Raw genomic sequence first — 16,060 nt, forward strand, 5'->3', positions numbered from 1 at the left:
GGAAGACGTCAACCAGCCAGGCATCCCAGGAGGACTTGTGAGCACCCCGATCTACCAACTGGCCCTCGGCGCCGACTTCGGCCGGCTGCAGCCGGAGCTGCAGGAGTATTTTTCCCTCACTCCCGGCTCAGGCCATTTCGGCGTCGGCGAGGGCGTGTTTGAGGTGGTCGGCTGCCGGCAAAGCTGGCTGCGTCCCCTGCTGCGTCCCGCCGGCGGCGAGGAGGCCTTTTTCCCGGAGTACGGGGAAGGCATCCCGTTCCGGATCGAGAACCACGCCCATCTGGACCCCTTCGGCCGGTCCAGCCTGACGGCCCGGCGCGAGATCTTCTTCCCGGGCACCACCAGGCTCTTCCACGACACCACAAGCTTCGATGACTCCGGCAGCCGGTCCGGCCTCCTGGACTACGTCGGACGGTACCGGCGGCTGGTCACGGACCTCAACCTCAGTGTCACCGCCGGCGGCAGGCTGCGCGGCGTATCGGAGGCGTCGCGGCTCTTTCTGGGTGCGCTGCGGATTCCCCTGCCGGCCGCGCTGGACGCTAAGGCCTACGCCGAACAGTGGTGGGCGCCGGAGGAAGGCACCGCCGGAAGGCACCGGATCCAGGTCAAGGTGATCCAGCCGCAGCTCGGGCTGGTCCTGGTCTATGCCGGGCACTTCGACTATCGGCTGGACCCGTACCCCGGCGGAGTGTCAGCGCCGGGGTATTTGCCGGACCGCGCCCGGCCTGACCGGTGGGAAAGCCGCAGCTGAGGATCGGGCCGGCGCTAGCCGAGCGCCAGCTGGTTAAGGCCGTCGGACACCTGCACCAGCCGGGTCAGGACCGCCGTCGCCGATGCCGGCGAATGCCGGGCCAGCCCGTCTGAGGGCGTGACCCGTACACCACCGAGAGTCGCGGCGGCCAGGCCCAGCTGGCGCCACGGCCGCCAGAGCGTTTCCACGACGTCGGCGACCCGGGGCAGCGCGGCGGCGGGATTGGAGACATCCAGCGCTCCCGCCCACAGCCGTTTGCCGCCTTCCACTGCGCCGGCGAGCTGTTCCCACTGGCGCGATGTCAGCGCCCGGAGGGGCACCGCGATCCCGTCGGCCCCGGCAGCCAGGATCCGGTCGAAGGGCGCCTCGACTTCCGGGACACAGACAACGACCTCGACGGCGCCGGCCTCCCGCAGCGCGTTGATGAGCAACTCCCAGGAGTCGGTGGCCTCCTGGCCGGCTACCGAGCGCAGCGTCCGGTAGCCGCTGGAGGTGGGAATGGTGCCGGCCAGGACGGACGCGATCTCCGGCTCGTCGATCTCCACCACGATCCGGGCTCCGGGAGCCGCGGCGGCTATCCGGCTGAGGTAGCTGCCGGCACCCGCTGCCAGGGACGCGGCAAGGTCCCGCCTGGCGCCGTAGTCGATCAGCGCACGCTCCCCGTTGTGCAGGTGCAGTCCGGCGGCGAGGCTGAGCGGGCCGCGCAGCTGAACCTTGAGATCTGTGGCCGGGCTGTCCTCGGCGCCGATGACATCGGCAAGAATGTTAATGTCGGTTGAGAGCGCCGAGCGCGCCCGTTTGAAGTCCTTGCCGGGCCGGTCCACGATCCGCCAGCCGTAGGGCTGGACGTCTACGGAAAGATCAACCAGCAGGGAAGCCGTCCGCCCGAGCGCGTCCGAACCGACGCCCCGGTCCGGAAGCTCGGCCAGGAACGGCAGGTGCGGGCCGCCGAGCTCACCGCGGATGATGCGTGCGGACTCGACCGGGTCTTCGCCGGGCCAGGCGCCCAGAGCGGTGGCGGTGACCTGTTGCGGCCCCGCGGCCAGTGGAGCGGCCACGCTTAGGCGGTCTCGGAGGCGCCGGCAGTGCCGACGGATCGGCCCATGACCGGGGCTTGCGTGCCGGCGGCGAGGCTGTCAGCGGCCAGGGAAGCCAGGTGGTCCTCGGCAATGGCCTCGTGGTGCCGGATGACTTCGCCGATGATGAAGTTGAGGAATTTTTCGGCAAACGCCGGGTCCAGGTGGGCCTCCGCGGCGAGGCGGCGCAGTCGCGAGATCTGAGCGGTCTCCCGGCCAGGATCCCCGGCGGGAAGCTTGTGGGTGGCCTTCAGGAATCCGACCTTCTGGGTGGCTTTGAAGCGCTCAGCGAGAAGGTAAACGAGCGTGGCATCGATGTTGTCGATGCTGGAACGGATCGACAACAGTTCAGCCATCACCGCCGGATCCACCTGACCGGCCAGCGAGCTGGCTCCCGGGTCATAGGAATCGGCGTCGGGAGGTGTCTGGTTCTGCTCGGTCATTGACCCATTCTAGGGCCACCGCCCGAATCACTTCGGCTGTTAAGCACGGACGGTTCCCGCGGTGCCGCGGGCCGTAACCTGCGCTTTCCGCCACCGCACTGTTTTCCACCACCACACTGTTTTCCACCACAACACTGTTTTCCACCACAACACCAGGGGACATGCCCGCCGTTCATTCAGAACGGCGGGCATGTCCCCTGGTGTGCCGAGGAATCGGCCTAGCCGTGCAGCACGGCGCGGAATTCCTCCCGGCGCCTGGCCTGCTCGTCCGGATCCGGAACCGGCAGCGAAGCAATGAGCTTTTTGGTGTACTCGTGCTGCGGATGCCCCATCACCTGGTTACCGAGCCCCTGTTCCACCATCTTGCCCTTGTACAGCACACCAACCCAGTGGGAAAGGATATCCACCACCGCGAGGTCGTGGCTGATGAACAGGGCGGCAAAGCCGAATTCGGCCTGGATGTCCTTGAACAGCTCCAGCACCACGGCCTGGACCGACACGTCCAGCGCCGACGTCGGCTCGTCGGCGATGAGCAGCTTCGGGTTCAGGATCAGTGCCCGCGCGAGTGACGCGCGCTGACGCTGCCCGCCGGAGAGCTCATGCGGAAACCTGTCGGCATAGCCGGCCGGCAACTGCACGGCTTCGAGCAGCTCCCGGGTCCGTTGCCTGGCCTGCGCCGGGCCGGGATTGGTGTGGATGATCAGGGGTTCGGCGATGCAGTCACCGATCGTCAGCTGCGGATTGAACGACGCCGCAGGGTCCTGGAAAACGAACCCGATCTCCTTGCGCAGCGGCTTGAAGGTGCGCTCCTTCAGGTTGAGCATTTCGTAGCCCAGCACCTTCAGGCTGCCGCCGGTGGTCCGGTTCAGGCCGGCGATCGCCCGCCCGATCGTCGTTTTCCCGGAGCCTGACTCCCCCACAAGGCCGAAGACCTCGCCCTCCGAGAGCGTGAAATTCACCCCGTCCACGGCCTTAAATGCGGGGCTGCCCAGCCGTCCGGGATACTCGATGGTCAGGTTCCTGGCCTCGACGAGCACCTTGCCGCCCTGGTGTGCCCGCTGGGTCATGCCTTCGGAAGCAGAGTTCCGGCCCAGGTGCGGGACGGCGGCCAGGAGCTTCTTTGTGTAGTCCTGCTTCGGTTCGGCGAACAGCACCCGTGCGGCCGCCTCTTCGACGACATCACCCTGGTACATCACAACGACCCGGTCGGCGAGGTCGGCCACCACCCCCATGTTGTGGGTGATCAGCACGATCGAGGTTCCGTACTGGTCCCGGAGGTCCCGCAGGAGCTCGAGGATCTCCGCCTGTACCGTAACGTCCAGCGCGGTGGTCGGCTCGTCCGCCACGATGAGGCCCGGGTTCAGGGCCAGCGCCGCGGCGATGACCACACGCTGCTTCTGCCCGCCGGAGAACTGGTGCGGATAGTAGTTGACCCGCGTTTCCGGGTCCGGAATGCCCACCTTGCGGAGCGCCTCAATGGCGCGGTTTTTGGCTTCCCTGGCGCTGACCCGCCCTGTTCCCCCGTGGCGGGCGTGGGCGCGAACGCCTTCGGCAATCTGCCAGCCGACAGTGAAGACGGGGTTCAGCGCCGTGGACGGTTCCTGAAAGACCATGGCGACGTCGCGGCCACGGATCTCCCGCAGCTTCGCGGGACTGACGCTGATCACGTTGTTGCCGTTGATCAGCACCGCGCCGGAGCTGATAGCGGTCTCCGGCAGCAGGCCCAGGATGGTCTTGGCCGTCACGGTTTTGCCGGAGCCGGATTCGCCCACGATCGCCACGACTTCGCCGGGGTTGACCTGGAGACTGACGTCCTTGACGGCGTACACGTCGCCGGCATCTGTGGCGAAGGTGACCTTGAGGTGCTCGATGTCGAGGACCGGGCCCGTGCCCTTTTTGTCGATGTTGATAGTCATGAACTTCTCACTTCTGCGTCGAGTGCAGCCGGGGCACCGGTGCTGGAATCCGGCCCGCCCTTGCCGGCGGCAGCCTTCCTGCGGCCCCGCAGGCGGGGGTCGTTAAGGTCATTGATGCTCTCGCCGACAAGAGTCAGTCCAAGGACGGTGAGGACGATAGCGAGCCCGGGGAAGACACCTGTCCACCAGATACCGGACGTGGTGTCCGCCAGCGCCTTGTTCAGGTCGAAGCCCCACTCGGCGGCCGACGTCGGCTCAATGCCGAAGCCCAAAAAACCCAGGCCTGCAAGGGTCAGGATGGCTTCGGAGGCGTTGAGGGTGAAGATCAGGGGCAGCGTGCGGGTGGCGTTCTTGAACACGTGGAGGCGCATAATGCGGATGTTTGAGGCACCCACCACCTTGGCCGATTCCACAAAGGGTTCCGCCTTGAGCCGGATGGTTTCGGCCCGGATCACACGGAAGTACTGCGGAATAAATACGACCGTGATGGAAATCGCCGCAGCGAGGATACCGCCCCAGAGGCTGGACCTGCCGCCGCTGATGGCGATCGCCATCACGATGGCCACCAGCAGCGGCGGGAAGGCGTAAACCGCGTCGGCGATCACCACGAGGGTCCGGTCCAGCCAGCCGCCGATGTAGCCGCTGACCAGGCCCAGGATCACACCGATGAAAATCGACATGATCACCGCCACAATGATGACCAGAACGGCCGTTTGGGCTCCCCAGACCACCCGGGAGAAAACATCGTAACCGCCGACGGTTGTTCCCATCAGGTGCTTCCCGCCCGGCGCTTGCTGGGCCGGGAAGCCGCCGTCGGCATCGGAAATCTGGGAGAAACCAAAGGGCGCGACCAGCGGCGCAAAAATCGCGGTCAGCAGGAAGACTGCTGTGAGTACAAGCCCTGCCACCAGCATTCCGCGCTGCAGGCCAACGCTTTTGTTGAAGTGGGATATGACCGGCAGTCGCCGGACCCAGGGTCCCCGGGGATCTTTGGCAGGTTCAGTAACGGCAGTGGTGCTCATATCAGTACCTCACGCGGGGGTCGATCAGCGCGGCAACAATGTCCACGAAGAAGTTGGTCACAGCCACGATCACTGCGAGGAGGACCACGATGCCTTGGACTGCTACGAAGTCGCGGGCCGTCAGGTAGGTCGCGAGCTGGAAGCCCAGGCCCTTCCATTCGAATGTGGTCTCGGTCAGCACCGCGCCGCCCAGCAGCACGGCGATCTGCAGCCCCATCACGGTGATAATGGGGATCAGTGCGGGTTTGTAGGCGTGCTTGGTGACCAGCCGGAATTCGCTCACCCCGCGGGAACGGCCGGCCTCGACGTAGTCCTTGCCGAGGGTGCCGATGACATTGGTCCTGACCAGCCGCAGGAAGATGCCGGCGGTCAGCAGGCCCAAGGCAAGTGCAGGCAGGACGGCGTGGGCCATAACGTCGGCCAGTGCTGCGGTATTGCCGCTGCGGATGGCGTCCAGCCAATAGATGCCCGTCGGCGCCTCGAGCGCGGTCAGGGCGAGCTCCGTGCCGGGCTTCGCGCGTCCGGCTACCGGGAGCCAGCCCAGCCAGACGGCGAATGTCAGTTTGAAGAGAAGCCCGGAGAAGAAGACCGGCGTGGCATAACAAAGGATCGCAAAGACCCGCAGCGCCGCGTCGGGGCCTTTGTCGCGGCGGTGCGCTGCGACCAGGCCCAGCGGAATACCGACGGCCAGGGCCACCAGAAGGGCGTTAATTGTCAGTTCCAAGGTGGCCGCGCCATAGGTGGCAAGCATCTCCGAGACCGGGCGGTTATCCGAGAGGGTGGTGCCGAAGTTGCCGGTGATGAGCTGCGCCAGGTACTCGAAGTACTGCACAAAGATGGGCCGGTCGTACCCGGCCGCTGTGATCCGTTCCTGGAGCTGTTCCGGCGGGAGCCGGCCGCCCAGGGCAGCGGTAATAGGGTCGCCGGTGGTGCGCATCAGGAAGAACACCATGGTGACAAGGATGAGGATCGTCGGGAAGATCAGGAAGAACCTGATCAGGATGTATCGGCCCAGTCCCCCACCGGTCGATTTCTTCTTTGTCGGCAGGAGGCCTTCGCCGTCGGTCGGCGGCGCCTCGATAAGTGTTGTCATTGGTACCTCAGTGTGTGTTCCGGGAGCCTCGCGGGCTTCGGAATCTGTTGTCCTTGTAACAGCACCAAAGGCGGGACGCCGTGTGGGCGCCCCGCCTCGTTGGCTGGTCAGAACCGGATGGGGTGGGACTTACTTGGAAATGACACCAAGACGGGTCTTGAAGGAAGCATCCAGGGTCTTCTCAACACCCTTAACGTCCTTGCCGGCGACCATCAGCTGGGCACCCTGCAGCAACGGCAGCGTGGACAGGTCCTTGGCGACGGCCGTCTGGGCCTCGCCAAGCACCTTTTCGCGCTCGGTCTTGTCGACGGTGGTCAGCTGCTTGCTGATCAGGTCCGTGACAGTCGGGTTTTCGTAGTGGTTCTTCAGGAAGTTGCCGGGGACAAAGAACGGCGTGAGGTAGTTGTCCGCGTCGGAGTAGTCCGGGAACCAGCCGAGCTGGTAGACCGGGTAGGCATCGGACGTACGGTCCTTCGAGTAGGTGACCCACTCGGTGGACTGCAGGTCAACCTTGAACAGGCCCGACTTCTCCAGCTGCTCCTTGATCATGGCGTACTCATCGCCCGAGGACTTGCCATAGTGGTCCGGGTTGTACTGGAGCTTGATGGTAACCGGAGCCGTGACGCCCGCGTCGGCGAAGGCCTTTTTGGCCTTGTCGAGGCTGGGCTTGCCGCTGCCGTCGCCGTACATTTCCTTGAGCGGCTGGATGGCTCCGACGAAACCGTCAGGAACGACGGAGTACGCCGGCAGATACGTGCCCTTGTAGACCTGGCTGGCGATCGCGTCCCGGTCGACGACGTTAGCCATCGCCTGCCGGACGGCAAGCGCCTTCGCGGGATCGGCGTCGGCGGCCTTGGCACCAAACGGCATGGTGTCGAAGTTGAACACGATGTAGCGCAACTCGCCGCCGGGGCCCTTGTAGACCTTGACCTTGGAATCCTTCTCAAGGTCCGCGGCATCGGTGGCTGTCAGGCTGCGGCCGGCTACGTCGATATTGCCCTGCTGGACATCCAGCTTGAGGTTGTTGGAATCAGCGTAGTACTTGATGGTCGCGCCGCCGTTGGCGGGTTTTCCGAGCAGGCCCTGGTAGTCCGGGTTGACCTTCAGGCCCACGAGCTCGTTCTTCTTGTAGCTCTCGATTGTGTAGGGACCGGCGAACGGGCGGCCCTTGACGATTTCGTCGTCGGTCAGGAGCTTGTCAGCCGGGAAGACCTCTTCGTCGATGATCGGACCCGCGTTGGCTGCCAGGACGCCCGGGAAGACCTGGTCGTTGCCGGCCTTGAGCGTGAAGACCACCGTGGAGTCGTCCTTGACTGCGACCGAATCGAGGTTCCCGAGAAGAGACGCGGGACCGTTGTCGTCGGCGATCTTGACGACGCGGTCGATCGAGAACTTCACGTCGGAGGACGTCAGTGCGTGCCCGTTGGCGAACTTGAGGCCGGGCTTGAGCTTGACGGTGTACTCCGTGGGGCTCGTGAAGGAAGCCGACTCCGCAATGTCGGGAGTTGAGTCTGCAGTGCCCGGTTTCGAGTTGAGCAGGAACGGGTAGATCTGGTTCATCACCATAAAGGAGCCGGCGTCGTAGGACCCGGCCGGGTCGAGGGTGACTACCTTATCGGTGGTGCCGTACGTAATAGTGCCTGTACCGGCCGCGCTGCCGGTCGAGGTCCCGCCGCCGCCGGAGGGGCCGGTGCAGGCAGTCAGTGCGAAGGCGGATACCCCGGCGAGCGCGATGGCGCTTTGCAGGGCCTTTTTGTTCATTGCCATCTGTGAACTTTCTGTTCGATGAGTACTAGTGTGCCGGCCAGGGTTTATGGTGGCCCCGGGGTCAGCACCCTGTCCTGATGCCTTGATTCAACCAGAAGATCAACAGGTGAATCGTTGCATTCTGTGAGATGAGACACAAAATTTACACGAATGCGGAGAACTCGTCGTTATCTGCAGGAATCCCGGTTGAAAACCGGCAGGGTCCCATAGCGCCCGAGGTGCCGCCGTGACCCAGGCCGCCACGGCGGCCAGGTCGCAAAAAGGCCGCACACCCAAGGTGTGCGGCCTTCCGGCGCAACAGGGTTCCGCCTGCCGCCTGCCCGTTTGGAGAGCAGCCCGTTTAGCGAGCTGCCCGTTTGGAGAGCAGCCGCTTAGAGGGCAGCCCGCTGCAGCGAACGGGCTGCATCGATAGTGGCCTGCCCCAGTACCCGGCTGCCCTGATAGAGCACAACGGTCTGGCCCGGAGCCACACCCCGCAGGGGTTCCGTCAAGGTCACAACGAGGTTACCCGTAGCGCCCGTGCGGCCGTCGCCGGCGTCGGGGTGCTCCACCCGCGCCGTCGCGGGTACGGGGTCGCCGTGCGCGCGGACCTGGGCGTAGCAGTCGAATTCTTCACCGGTGTGGACCTCGGCGATTGGCAGCCCGGCCCAGGAGACCTTAATGCCTCGGATCTCGTCGATGGCCAGCAGTGCCTCTGGACCCACGACCACCCTGTTTTCCTTCGGCCGGATTTCAAGTACAAAACGTGGCTTGCCATCAGCGGCGGGCGTACCCAGCTTCAGGCCACGACGCTGGCCGACGGTGAAGGCGTTGGCACCCGGGTGCTCGCCGACCTTCGCGCCGGACTCGTCCACGATGTCGCCGGTGGTCATCTCGATCTTTTCGGCCAGCCAGCCGGCAGTGTCGCCGTCGGGGATGAAGCAGATGTCGTGGCTATCGGGCTTGTTGGCGACGGAGAGTCCGCGGCGCTCGGCCTCGGCGCGGACTTCGGCCTTGGACGGAGTATCAGCGAGCGGGAACATGGAGTGTTTGAGCTGCTCGTGCGTGAGGACGCCGAGGACGTAACTCTGGTCCTTGGCCCAGTCCGCGGCCCGGTGCAGCTCGGGGTTGCCTTCGGCGTCGTTGATCACCTTGGCGTAGTGGCCCGTGCAGACGGCGTCGAAACCCAGGGCGATCGCCTTCTCCAGCAGCGCGGCGAACTTGATCCGTTCGTTGCAGCGCATGCAGGGGTTGGGAGTGCGGCCCGCGGCGTATTCGTCGATGAAGTCTTGGACCACGTCTTCCTTGAAGCGCTCCGAGAAATCCCAAACGTAGTACGGGATACCGAGCACGTCGCAGGCACGCCAGGCATCCCGGGAGTCCTCGATGGTGCAGCAGCCGCGGCTGCCGGTGCGCAAGGTCCCCGGCATTCGGGACAAGGCCAGGTGGACGCCGACGACGTCGTGGCCCGCCTCGACGGCGCGGGCTGCGGCAACGGCGGAATCGACGCCGCCGCTCATGGCTGCTAGAACTCGCATACTGGCTTTCTTTAGGGTCCGGGGTGCGCAGGAATAACACAATGCCTGCCGCGCCATTCTATCGCCACGCCGATTCCTCCCCCAAAATCGCTTGACTGCGCCCCGCAGCGCTTCTAAAGTCAGACTTACCGGTTTTAGAAGGTTTGCACACACGGGAAGCGGGCGGACATGGCTGTTGCGGACATCGTCATCGTGGGCGGCGGCCTGGCCGGCGCCACGGCCGCCAAGACATTGCGGGCGGAAGGATTCACCGGACGGCTCATCCTGTTCGCGGAAGAGAGCCACCACCCTTACCTGCGCCCACCGCTGTCCAAGGAATACCTACTGGGCACGGCCGGCGAGGACACCCTGCCGGTGCTGCCCGAAGCCTGGTACCGGGAGAACGGCGTCGACCTGCGGCTGGGGGCACCGGTCGCACAAATCGACCCGGAAGCCCGTGCCGTAATCCTCCGGGACGGCGCCCGGCTGGAGTACGGCTCGCTGCTGCTTGCCACCGGCGCACGACCCCGAACACTGCCCCTGCCCGGCAGCGGGCTCGACGGGGTCCATACTTTCAGGACAGTGGGGGACAGTCGCCGGCTGCGCAGCCGCCTGTCCGCCGGCGGCCTCAACGTGGTGATGATCGGCTCAGGCTGGATCGGCATGGAGCTAGCCGCTGCCGCGTGCGCCTATGGAAATGCTGTCACGCTGCTGGGCCTGAAGGAAGTGCCGCTGGGCGCCGCGATCGGGCCGGAACTGGGAGGCTTCTTCCGCTCGCTGCACGAAGCCAACGGAATCCGCTTCAGGCTCCCCGCCTCGGCCGCAGCGGTATCCGGCCACGCGGGCCGTGTCACGGCTGTGGTGACCGACTCTGGCGAGGTCCTGCCGGCGGACGTGGTGGTTATGGCCGTGGGCGTGGCCCCCGAGGTCTCACTCGCCGAAGCGGCTGGCATCGCAGTGCGGAACGGTATCCTCACGGATGCCTCGCTGCGGACCTCGGTCGCCGGAATCTTCGCAGCCGGCGACGTCGCCAATGCCCTGCACCCCTTCACCGGGGAACACCAGCGCAGCGAGCACTGGTCCAATGCCCTCAACGGCGGCAAGGTCGCAGCCATGTCCATGCTGGGCCAGGCCGCCGTCCTGGACACAATCCCGTACTTCTACACCGACCAGTTCAACATCAGCATGGAGTACTCCGGCTTCCCGGCGCTCAGCTCGGGGCCACCTACAATCCGTGGCTCCCTGGCGGAGGGCAAATTCCTGGCCTTCTGGCAGCACGGCGGAACGGTGGTCGCGGGAATGAGCGTGAACTGGCCGCGCTCTGACAAACCGCAGAAGATTATCAAGGCGCTCATCGCCTCAAGGTCAGCCCTGCCGCCCGGGGTCCTGGCCGATCCCGCCGTCCCGCTGGATCAGCTCCCGCCGTCGGCCTGACGGACAGCATCTCCGGCGGCCTGGCGCGCCAGGGTGCCGGCGGTCTGGATCGTGGATTCATGTCCGGCCATTCCGGCCTGGCGGGCGCGTGAGTAGGCGCCGGGCAAGGCCGCCAACAGGGCGTCGACGTCGTTTCCGGTCGAGGAGTGCCCCAGGCTGAACCGCTGGGCACCCCGGGCCGTGTCCTCGTCCAGGCCCATGGCCAGCAGTACGTGTGACGGCCGGGGCACGCCTGCCGTGCACGCCGAGCCCGTGGACGATTCAACCCCCGCCAGATCCAGCAGGAAAAGCAGCGAATCGCCTTCGCAGCCGGGGAAGGTGAAGTGCGCATTGCCCGGCAGTCGCCCGGCCCCGGCGGCACCCCGAAGCCGGGCCTCCGGCACCGCTGCCAGCACTCCGTCGATCAGCCGGTCCCGGAGCGCTGCGATGCGCGCGGCCTCCGCCGCGAGGTTGGCGGTGACTGATTCGGCCGCAGCGGCGAACGCGGCGATGGATGCCGTGTCAAGGGTCCCGGAGCGGACATCACGCTCCTGTCCCCCGCCGTGCTGCACGGGAGTGAGCGTTACTGCGCGGCCCAGAAGCAGGGCGCCGACGCCAACCGGGCCGCCGATCTTGTGTCCGGAGATGGACATTGCGTCCAGTCCGGTGCCGCGGAAGTCCACGGGGACGGACCCGAAGGCCTGTACGGCGTCGGAATGCACCGGCACACCGGCAGCGTGCGCCAGCCGGACAATGTCGGCGACCGGCTGGACGCTTCCCACTTCGTTGTTGGCCCACATCACGGTGACCAGGGCGATCGAGGCCGGATCGCGGGACAGTTCTGCGGCCAGAACCGTAAGATCCACGACGCCGTCGGCATCGACCGGCAGCCAGCAGACCTCGGCACCTTCGTGCCGTTCAAGCCACTCGACGGTGTCCAGCACGGCATGGTGCTCGACGGCGGAGCACAGGATACGCGTACGGGCAGGGTCTGCGGCGCGCCGGGCCCAGTACAGGCCCTTGACCGCGAGGTTGTCCGCTTCGGTGCCGCCGGAGGTGAAGATGACTTCCGAGGGGTGTGCGCCGGTTGCGGCGGCCAGCATCTCGCGGGCGTCCTCCACGGCGCGGCGCGCGCGCCGGCCGGATCCGTGCAGCGAGGACGGGTTGCCGGTCCGGGACAGTTCGCGCGTCAGCGCGGCCAGGGCTTCCGGGGCGAGGGTGGTAGTTGCGGCATGATCCAGGTATACGGGCACAGGGCAATTCTACCCGCGGGTGCCGGCCCGGCCTGGTGTACATTCAAGCGGTGAAAGCGTCCCTGTACCTTGTCCTGGCCACCTTGTTCTGGTCCGGAAATTTCGTCGTCGGCCAGGCAGCTGTCGCCTCGATGACCCCCCTGGAGCTGACTTTCTGGCGCTGGACCCTTGCCGCGGTGCCGTTGCTGGTCCTGGCCCAGATCATCGAAAAGCCGGACTGGCCCGCGGTGTTGCGCCGCTGGCCGGCGCTCCTGCTCCTGAGTGTGCTGGGCATGAGCGGGTACACGCTGCTGCTCTACGGTGCACTCGGGTATACCTCGGCGATGAACGCTTCCCTGATCACGGCGGCCAACCCGGCCCTGATCGTGGTGCTGGCCATCGTGTTGCTGGGCGAGCGGACCACGCGCCTGGGCTGGCTCGGCATCTGCCTCGGCCTGCTCGGCGTGCTGCTGGTGCTGACCAGGGGCGAGCCGGGACGAATCCTCAGCCTCTCCATCAACACCGGCGAACTGCTGATGATCGGCGCGATAGTGGTCTGGGGTTTATACACGATTATCGCCCGCCGGCTCGGGGTTCCGCCGGTCGCTGCCACCGCCGTTCAGGTGGTCATCGCGGCCGTGACGCTGTCGCCGTTCGCCCTCGCCCTGGGCGTGCGGTTCCCGGACACCCCGGCCGAGGGCTGGTCGCTGGCCTACATCACGGTCTTCCCGTCCCTCGGCTCCTACCTGTTCTGGAACCTGGCATTAAAGAACACCCCGCCGGGCGCCGCCGGGAACTACCTCAACCTGATAGTGGTCTTCACTGCCATCATCACAGTGCTCCTCGGGACCCCCCTCACACTGGTGCAGGTCCTCGGCGGCCTGCTGGTGATCGCCGGTGTGCTGCTGACCGGCAGCCAGGGGTCCGCGAAGCTTAAGCTGGCGTGATCCCGCCGCCCGGGACTATAAAACAGTCGACCAGGGCCGAGGAGAGCCGGCAGAGTGTCCGAAAGCAGCGTCCGCAAGGAGCCCGTGAGGGCCGTTCAGGAGCCTGCCGGGAGGGGCCCGACCCGGGCGCAGCATTGCCCCGGCAGTGCCGCGCCCTGTGCCCTGAGACCTGCAATATCCAGTGCCCCGACCTGGGTCGCGTCAATTCCGCAGCCCGCCGCGGCGCCGGCCAGGAACGCACCGTTCATGGCGCAGACCACCGCGCTGTGGCCGTCGGCGATCCGGTGGAAGGGGCAGTTCAACAGCACAAAGCCCCCCTCGCCGTCGCTCGTGGGGAGATATCCCTCCGCCGTGAGGAACTCCGCGAAGCCGGCCATGCCGGTTGCCGCCCGGGCTGATGCCTGCCCGCGCGCGTAGGCCGCCCGAACCAGCGCCTCCCGGGCGGAGCCGCCGTCGGCCGCTGACTCCTCGATGGCGGAGACCAACAGCTCCGCGGCGAGGTCGTAGTTGCGGTCCGGCACCGAAGCTGCCACTTCCTGGACTGCGGCCCGGTACAGCTTGGCCGGCCGCCCCGAACCGGGGCCTCCCCTGCCCCCGAGCTTCCGGAACTCCACCGCCAGCACGCCGTCCTGCACCAGCCGGTCCAGGTGGAAGGAGGCCGTGCTCCTCGGCAGGCCAAGGGCCGCGGCTGCCTCGTCCCGGCTGGTTGCATGCCCTGCAGAGGCCACAAAATCAAATAATCTCCGGCGTGTCTCGTCACCCAGGGAGGCCACCGCAGCAAGCCTGCGGGTCCACGGGGTTCGGATCATGGATTTATGCTATCTCTAAAAACAAGATTCATTACTTAACTGCTTTCGCTTCTGCCGCCCGAATGGACCAGGTACCTAGCGCCTGTTCGGCCTGCTGATCAGCACGCCGAACAGGCAATCGCCGAGGAAAACCAGCAGAACCTGCCCCGACGCCGGACGGACCGCTGTCGGCCACCCGTGAGGTGTGCGGGCGGATTAGTCAGACGGCGGAATCACACCCAGGTATTCCGCGACGTTGGCGCGCGCGGCCGTGAGGGTGCCGGCGTCCGGGCAGGAGACGGAGATATAGACGGAGTTGCCGGCCTTGCTGAACAGCCGGGCGTAGACGGCGCTTGCCCGGGCTCCGGCCTTGGCCCCGCTTTCCAGCACGAGCATCTCAACACCGGGTGCGGGCTTATCCGGGTCTGCGCCCCATCGCAGGGTGACTGTCGTGAGATAGGACGGCAGGATACTCGGATCCAGATACCGGAAGAGCGCTTCGGTGGAGGCCTTGTCACTCCCGGCAACGGCCAGTACGCCCTGGTTCACCCGGGACTTGGCCGAGACCAGGCAGCCGTCCCCCTTAAGATATTCGCTGCCGCCGGCCACCTCCTGTTTGCCGGGCTTCCAGCCGGGGGCTTGGCCAAGCGCGTCGGAGAGCCGGACCGGCACGCCGGCAGCGAGGCTCTCCCCGGCGGCGAAGGGCATGTCCTTCGCCGCAACCGCGGCGGAGTCGTGGCCGGGGGTTACGGTGGGGGCGTCAACCGTGGGGGCAAGCGGCGTCGGCTTGGCAGCGGCGGGATCGGGCACGCCGACGCTGCAGCCCGCCAGGGCGGCCGTGACTGCGAGCGCCAGGAACGCGCGGCTCCCCCGCCGGCCCCGGTGGGCGCGACGGAGAGCGATGTTCCCGCCTGCCGCCGGCACGGGCCCCGTTTCGCCCTTACTGCCCATGCCCAGCCTCCATGTCGCTGTGCCCGTTCCGCTTCCTGCCGGGCCTCCGCATGATTCTAGACTCTCGCGCTGGGCTCCCGGACCGGAGGCGGCGCCGGGTGCCGCCGGAACATTTGCCAAGCGCCGCTCCGTCGCGTTCCGCCGTTCCCGCGCCGCACCGCATTCACCGGCCCGCAGCTTGCCGCCCGCAGCCTAGGCGAGGACCCGGATGGCTCCAGGAACCACCTCGATGGTGAGCGGCAGCGGACCGATCCGCTCGCCGTCCGCGTAGGCCACCACGCCGTCCGCTGACAGCTCCACCGAGCGCACCCGGCGGATGTGCACGGCCGGATGCCCGAGATGGCCACCGGAAAAAACCTTCGGAAAAACCCTGAGCAGGCCTGCCCTGGACAGCGGGCCGACGATAAAGAGGTCCAATAAGCCGTCATCGAGCACTGCGTCGGGCGTGACCTTCATGCCGCCGCCAATCGACTGGCCGTTGGCGACCGAAATCAGCATCGCCGCCTGCCGCCAGCGCGCGCCGTCGGCCGTCACTGTGTAGTTGATCGGGCGGAAGGAGGCCAGTTCGCGGAGCATGGCTAGGTTATAGCGGGCCTTGCCCCGCGGCCAACGCCAGGCATTGGCCCGTTCGTTGACGGCAGCGTCGAAGCCCGCGGACAACACCCCGGCAAACCAGCTGGACTTGCCGTCGGACCAGACGCGTCCGGCGTCAATCAGCCGCCCGCCGGTGGCCAGGGCCGCGAGCACCCGCTCGCAGGCGCCGGGGATGTTGTGTGCCGGCAGGCCGAGGGTCCGGGCCACGTCGTTGCCGGTGCCGGTCGGGACGATCCCCAGCGGGACAGTACCAAAGGGCAGGTCCGATCCGGCGAGCGCATTGATGCCGAGGTGGACCATTCCGTCGCCGCCAACCATCACCAGGGCGTCCACCCCTGCGGCCAGTGCCTCGTCTACGATCCGTGCAAGTTCTTGGTAGCTGTCCCCGGAGAGGACCACGACGTCGGCCCCGGCCGACCGGAAGCACGCGGCCGCCTCGTTGCCGGCGTCAACCCCGCGGCCGAAGGAGGCCGCGGGGTTAACGGCGACTGCGATCATCATGGGCTGAATTATGCCAGCCGTCGGGAACCAACCGTGCCCCTGCGCTCGTTCTTCCCCTTGCCGGTTAAAC

The 16,060-nt window shown here is 66.7% G+C and carries 14 protein-coding genes; 3 read left to right on the forward strand and 11 right to left on the reverse strand.

Annotated elements, in window-relative coordinates; translation table 11 throughout:
• The first annotated feature begins 37 nt into the window (after nucleotides 1-37).
• Nucleotides 38-751 carry a DUF4166 domain-containing protein gene (locus tag QI450_RS11315; RefSeq protein ID WP_226775762.1) on the forward strand — a complete coding sequence of 238 codons (714 nt, stop codon included), beginning with the start codon at nucleotides 38-40 and terminating at the stop codon, nucleotides 749-751.
• Between the two features lie 14 nt (nucleotides 752-765).
• On the opposite strand, the gene QI450_RS11320 is transcribed toward QI450_RS11315, so the two are convergent.
• The 7 genes from QI450_RS11320 to mnmA form a co-directional block, all read right to left on the reverse strand.
• Nucleotides 766-1,809: a hypothetical protein gene (locus QI450_RS11320; protein WP_226775761.1), complete on the reverse strand. Its 1,044-nt coding sequence runs from the start codon at nucleotides 1,807-1,809 to the stop codon at nucleotides 766-768.
• A 2-nt stretch (nucleotides 1,810-1,811) separates the two neighbouring features.
• Nucleotides 1,812-2,270, reverse strand: a complete 459-nt coding sequence (locus QI450_RS11325; protein WP_226775760.1) for a chorismate mutase — start codon at nucleotides 2,268-2,270, stop codon at nucleotides 1,812-1,814.
• Between the two features lie 218 nt (nucleotides 2,271-2,488).
• Entirely contained in the window at nucleotides 2,489-4,186 is a 1,698-nt protein-coding gene (locus tag QI450_RS11330; protein WP_226775759.1) for an ABC transporter ATP-binding protein, read from the reverse strand.
• On the reverse strand, nucleotides 4,183-5,208 hold the full coding sequence (locus QI450_RS11335; RefSeq protein ID WP_282359613.1) for an ABC transporter permease: 1,026 nt from the start codon (nucleotides 5,206-5,208) through the stop codon (nucleotides 4,183-4,185). The genes QI450_RS11330 and QI450_RS11335 overlap by 4 nt, the downstream gene beginning before the upstream one ends.
• A gap of 1 nt (nucleotide 5,209) precedes the next feature.
• Entirely contained in the window at nucleotides 5,210-6,301 is a 1,092-nt protein-coding gene (locus QI450_RS11340; RefSeq protein ID WP_226775757.1) for an ABC transporter permease, read from the reverse strand.
• Between the two features lie 129 nt (nucleotides 6,302-6,430).
• Complete coding sequence (locus QI450_RS11345) at nucleotides 6,431-8,068, reverse strand: ABC transporter substrate-binding protein (RefSeq protein ID WP_226775756.1); 1,638 nt, start codon at nucleotides 8,066-8,068, stop codon at nucleotides 6,431-6,433.
• Between the two features lie 371 nt (nucleotides 8,069-8,439).
• Nucleotides 8,440-9,585: a tRNA 2-thiouridine(34) synthase MnmA gene (gene mnmA, locus QI450_RS11350; protein ID WP_226775755.1), complete on the reverse strand. Its 1,146-nt coding sequence runs from the start codon at nucleotides 9,583-9,585 to the stop codon at nucleotides 8,440-8,442.
• A gap of 168 nt (nucleotides 9,586-9,753) precedes the next feature.
• Here mnmA and QI450_RS11355 point away from each other — a divergent pair, with 168 nt between their 5' ends.
• Nucleotides 9,754-10,998, forward strand: coding sequence for an FAD-dependent oxidoreductase (locus QI450_RS11355; RefSeq protein WP_226775754.1), 1,245 nt, complete (start codon nucleotides 9,754-9,756; stop codon nucleotides 10,996-10,998).
• On the opposite strand, the gene QI450_RS11360 is transcribed toward QI450_RS11355, so the two are convergent.
• Nucleotides 10,977-12,230 (reverse strand): cysteine desulfurase family protein, encoded by a 1,254-nt coding sequence (locus QI450_RS11360; RefSeq protein WP_226775753.1) that lies wholly within the window; start codon nucleotides 12,228-12,230, stop codon nucleotides 10,977-10,979. The genes QI450_RS11355 and QI450_RS11360 overlap by 22 nt on opposite strands.
• A 50-nt stretch (nucleotides 12,231-12,280) precedes the next feature.
• Between QI450_RS11360 and QI450_RS11365 the strand changes: the two genes are divergently transcribed.
• The gene (locus tag QI450_RS11365; protein ID WP_226775752.1) at nucleotides 12,281-13,156 is read left to right on the forward strand and encodes a DMT family transporter; all 876 of its coding nucleotides are present in this window, start codon (nucleotides 12,281-12,283) and stop codon (nucleotides 13,154-13,156) included.
• A gap of 95 nt (nucleotides 13,157-13,251) precedes the next feature.
• Here the strand turns inward: QI450_RS11365 and QI450_RS11370 are convergent, their stop codons facing one another.
• The 3 genes from QI450_RS11370 to QI450_RS11380 form a co-directional block, all read right to left on the reverse strand.
• The gene (locus QI450_RS11370) at nucleotides 13,252-13,965 is read right to left on the reverse strand and encodes a helix-turn-helix domain-containing protein (RefSeq protein WP_226775751.1); all 714 of its coding nucleotides are present in this window, start codon (nucleotides 13,963-13,965) and stop codon (nucleotides 13,252-13,254) included.
• Between the two features lie 195 nt (nucleotides 13,966-14,160).
• On the reverse strand, nucleotides 14,161-14,895 hold the full coding sequence (locus tag QI450_RS11375; RefSeq protein WP_282468013.1) for a hypothetical protein: 735 nt from the start codon (nucleotides 14,893-14,895) through the stop codon (nucleotides 14,161-14,163).
• Nucleotides 14,896-15,087: 192 nt separating this feature from the next.
• The gene (locus tag QI450_RS11380; RefSeq protein ID WP_226773714.1) at nucleotides 15,088-15,990 is read right to left on the reverse strand and encodes a YegS/Rv2252/BmrU family lipid kinase; all 903 of its coding nucleotides are present in this window, start codon (nucleotides 15,988-15,990) and stop codon (nucleotides 15,088-15,090) included.
• Nucleotides 15,991-16,060 lie beyond the last annotated feature (70 nt).

It is taken from the genome of Arthrobacter sp. EM1, from assembly GCF_029964055.1.
Lineage (GTDB): Bacteria > Actinomycetota > Actinomycetes > Actinomycetales > Micrococcaceae > Arthrobacter.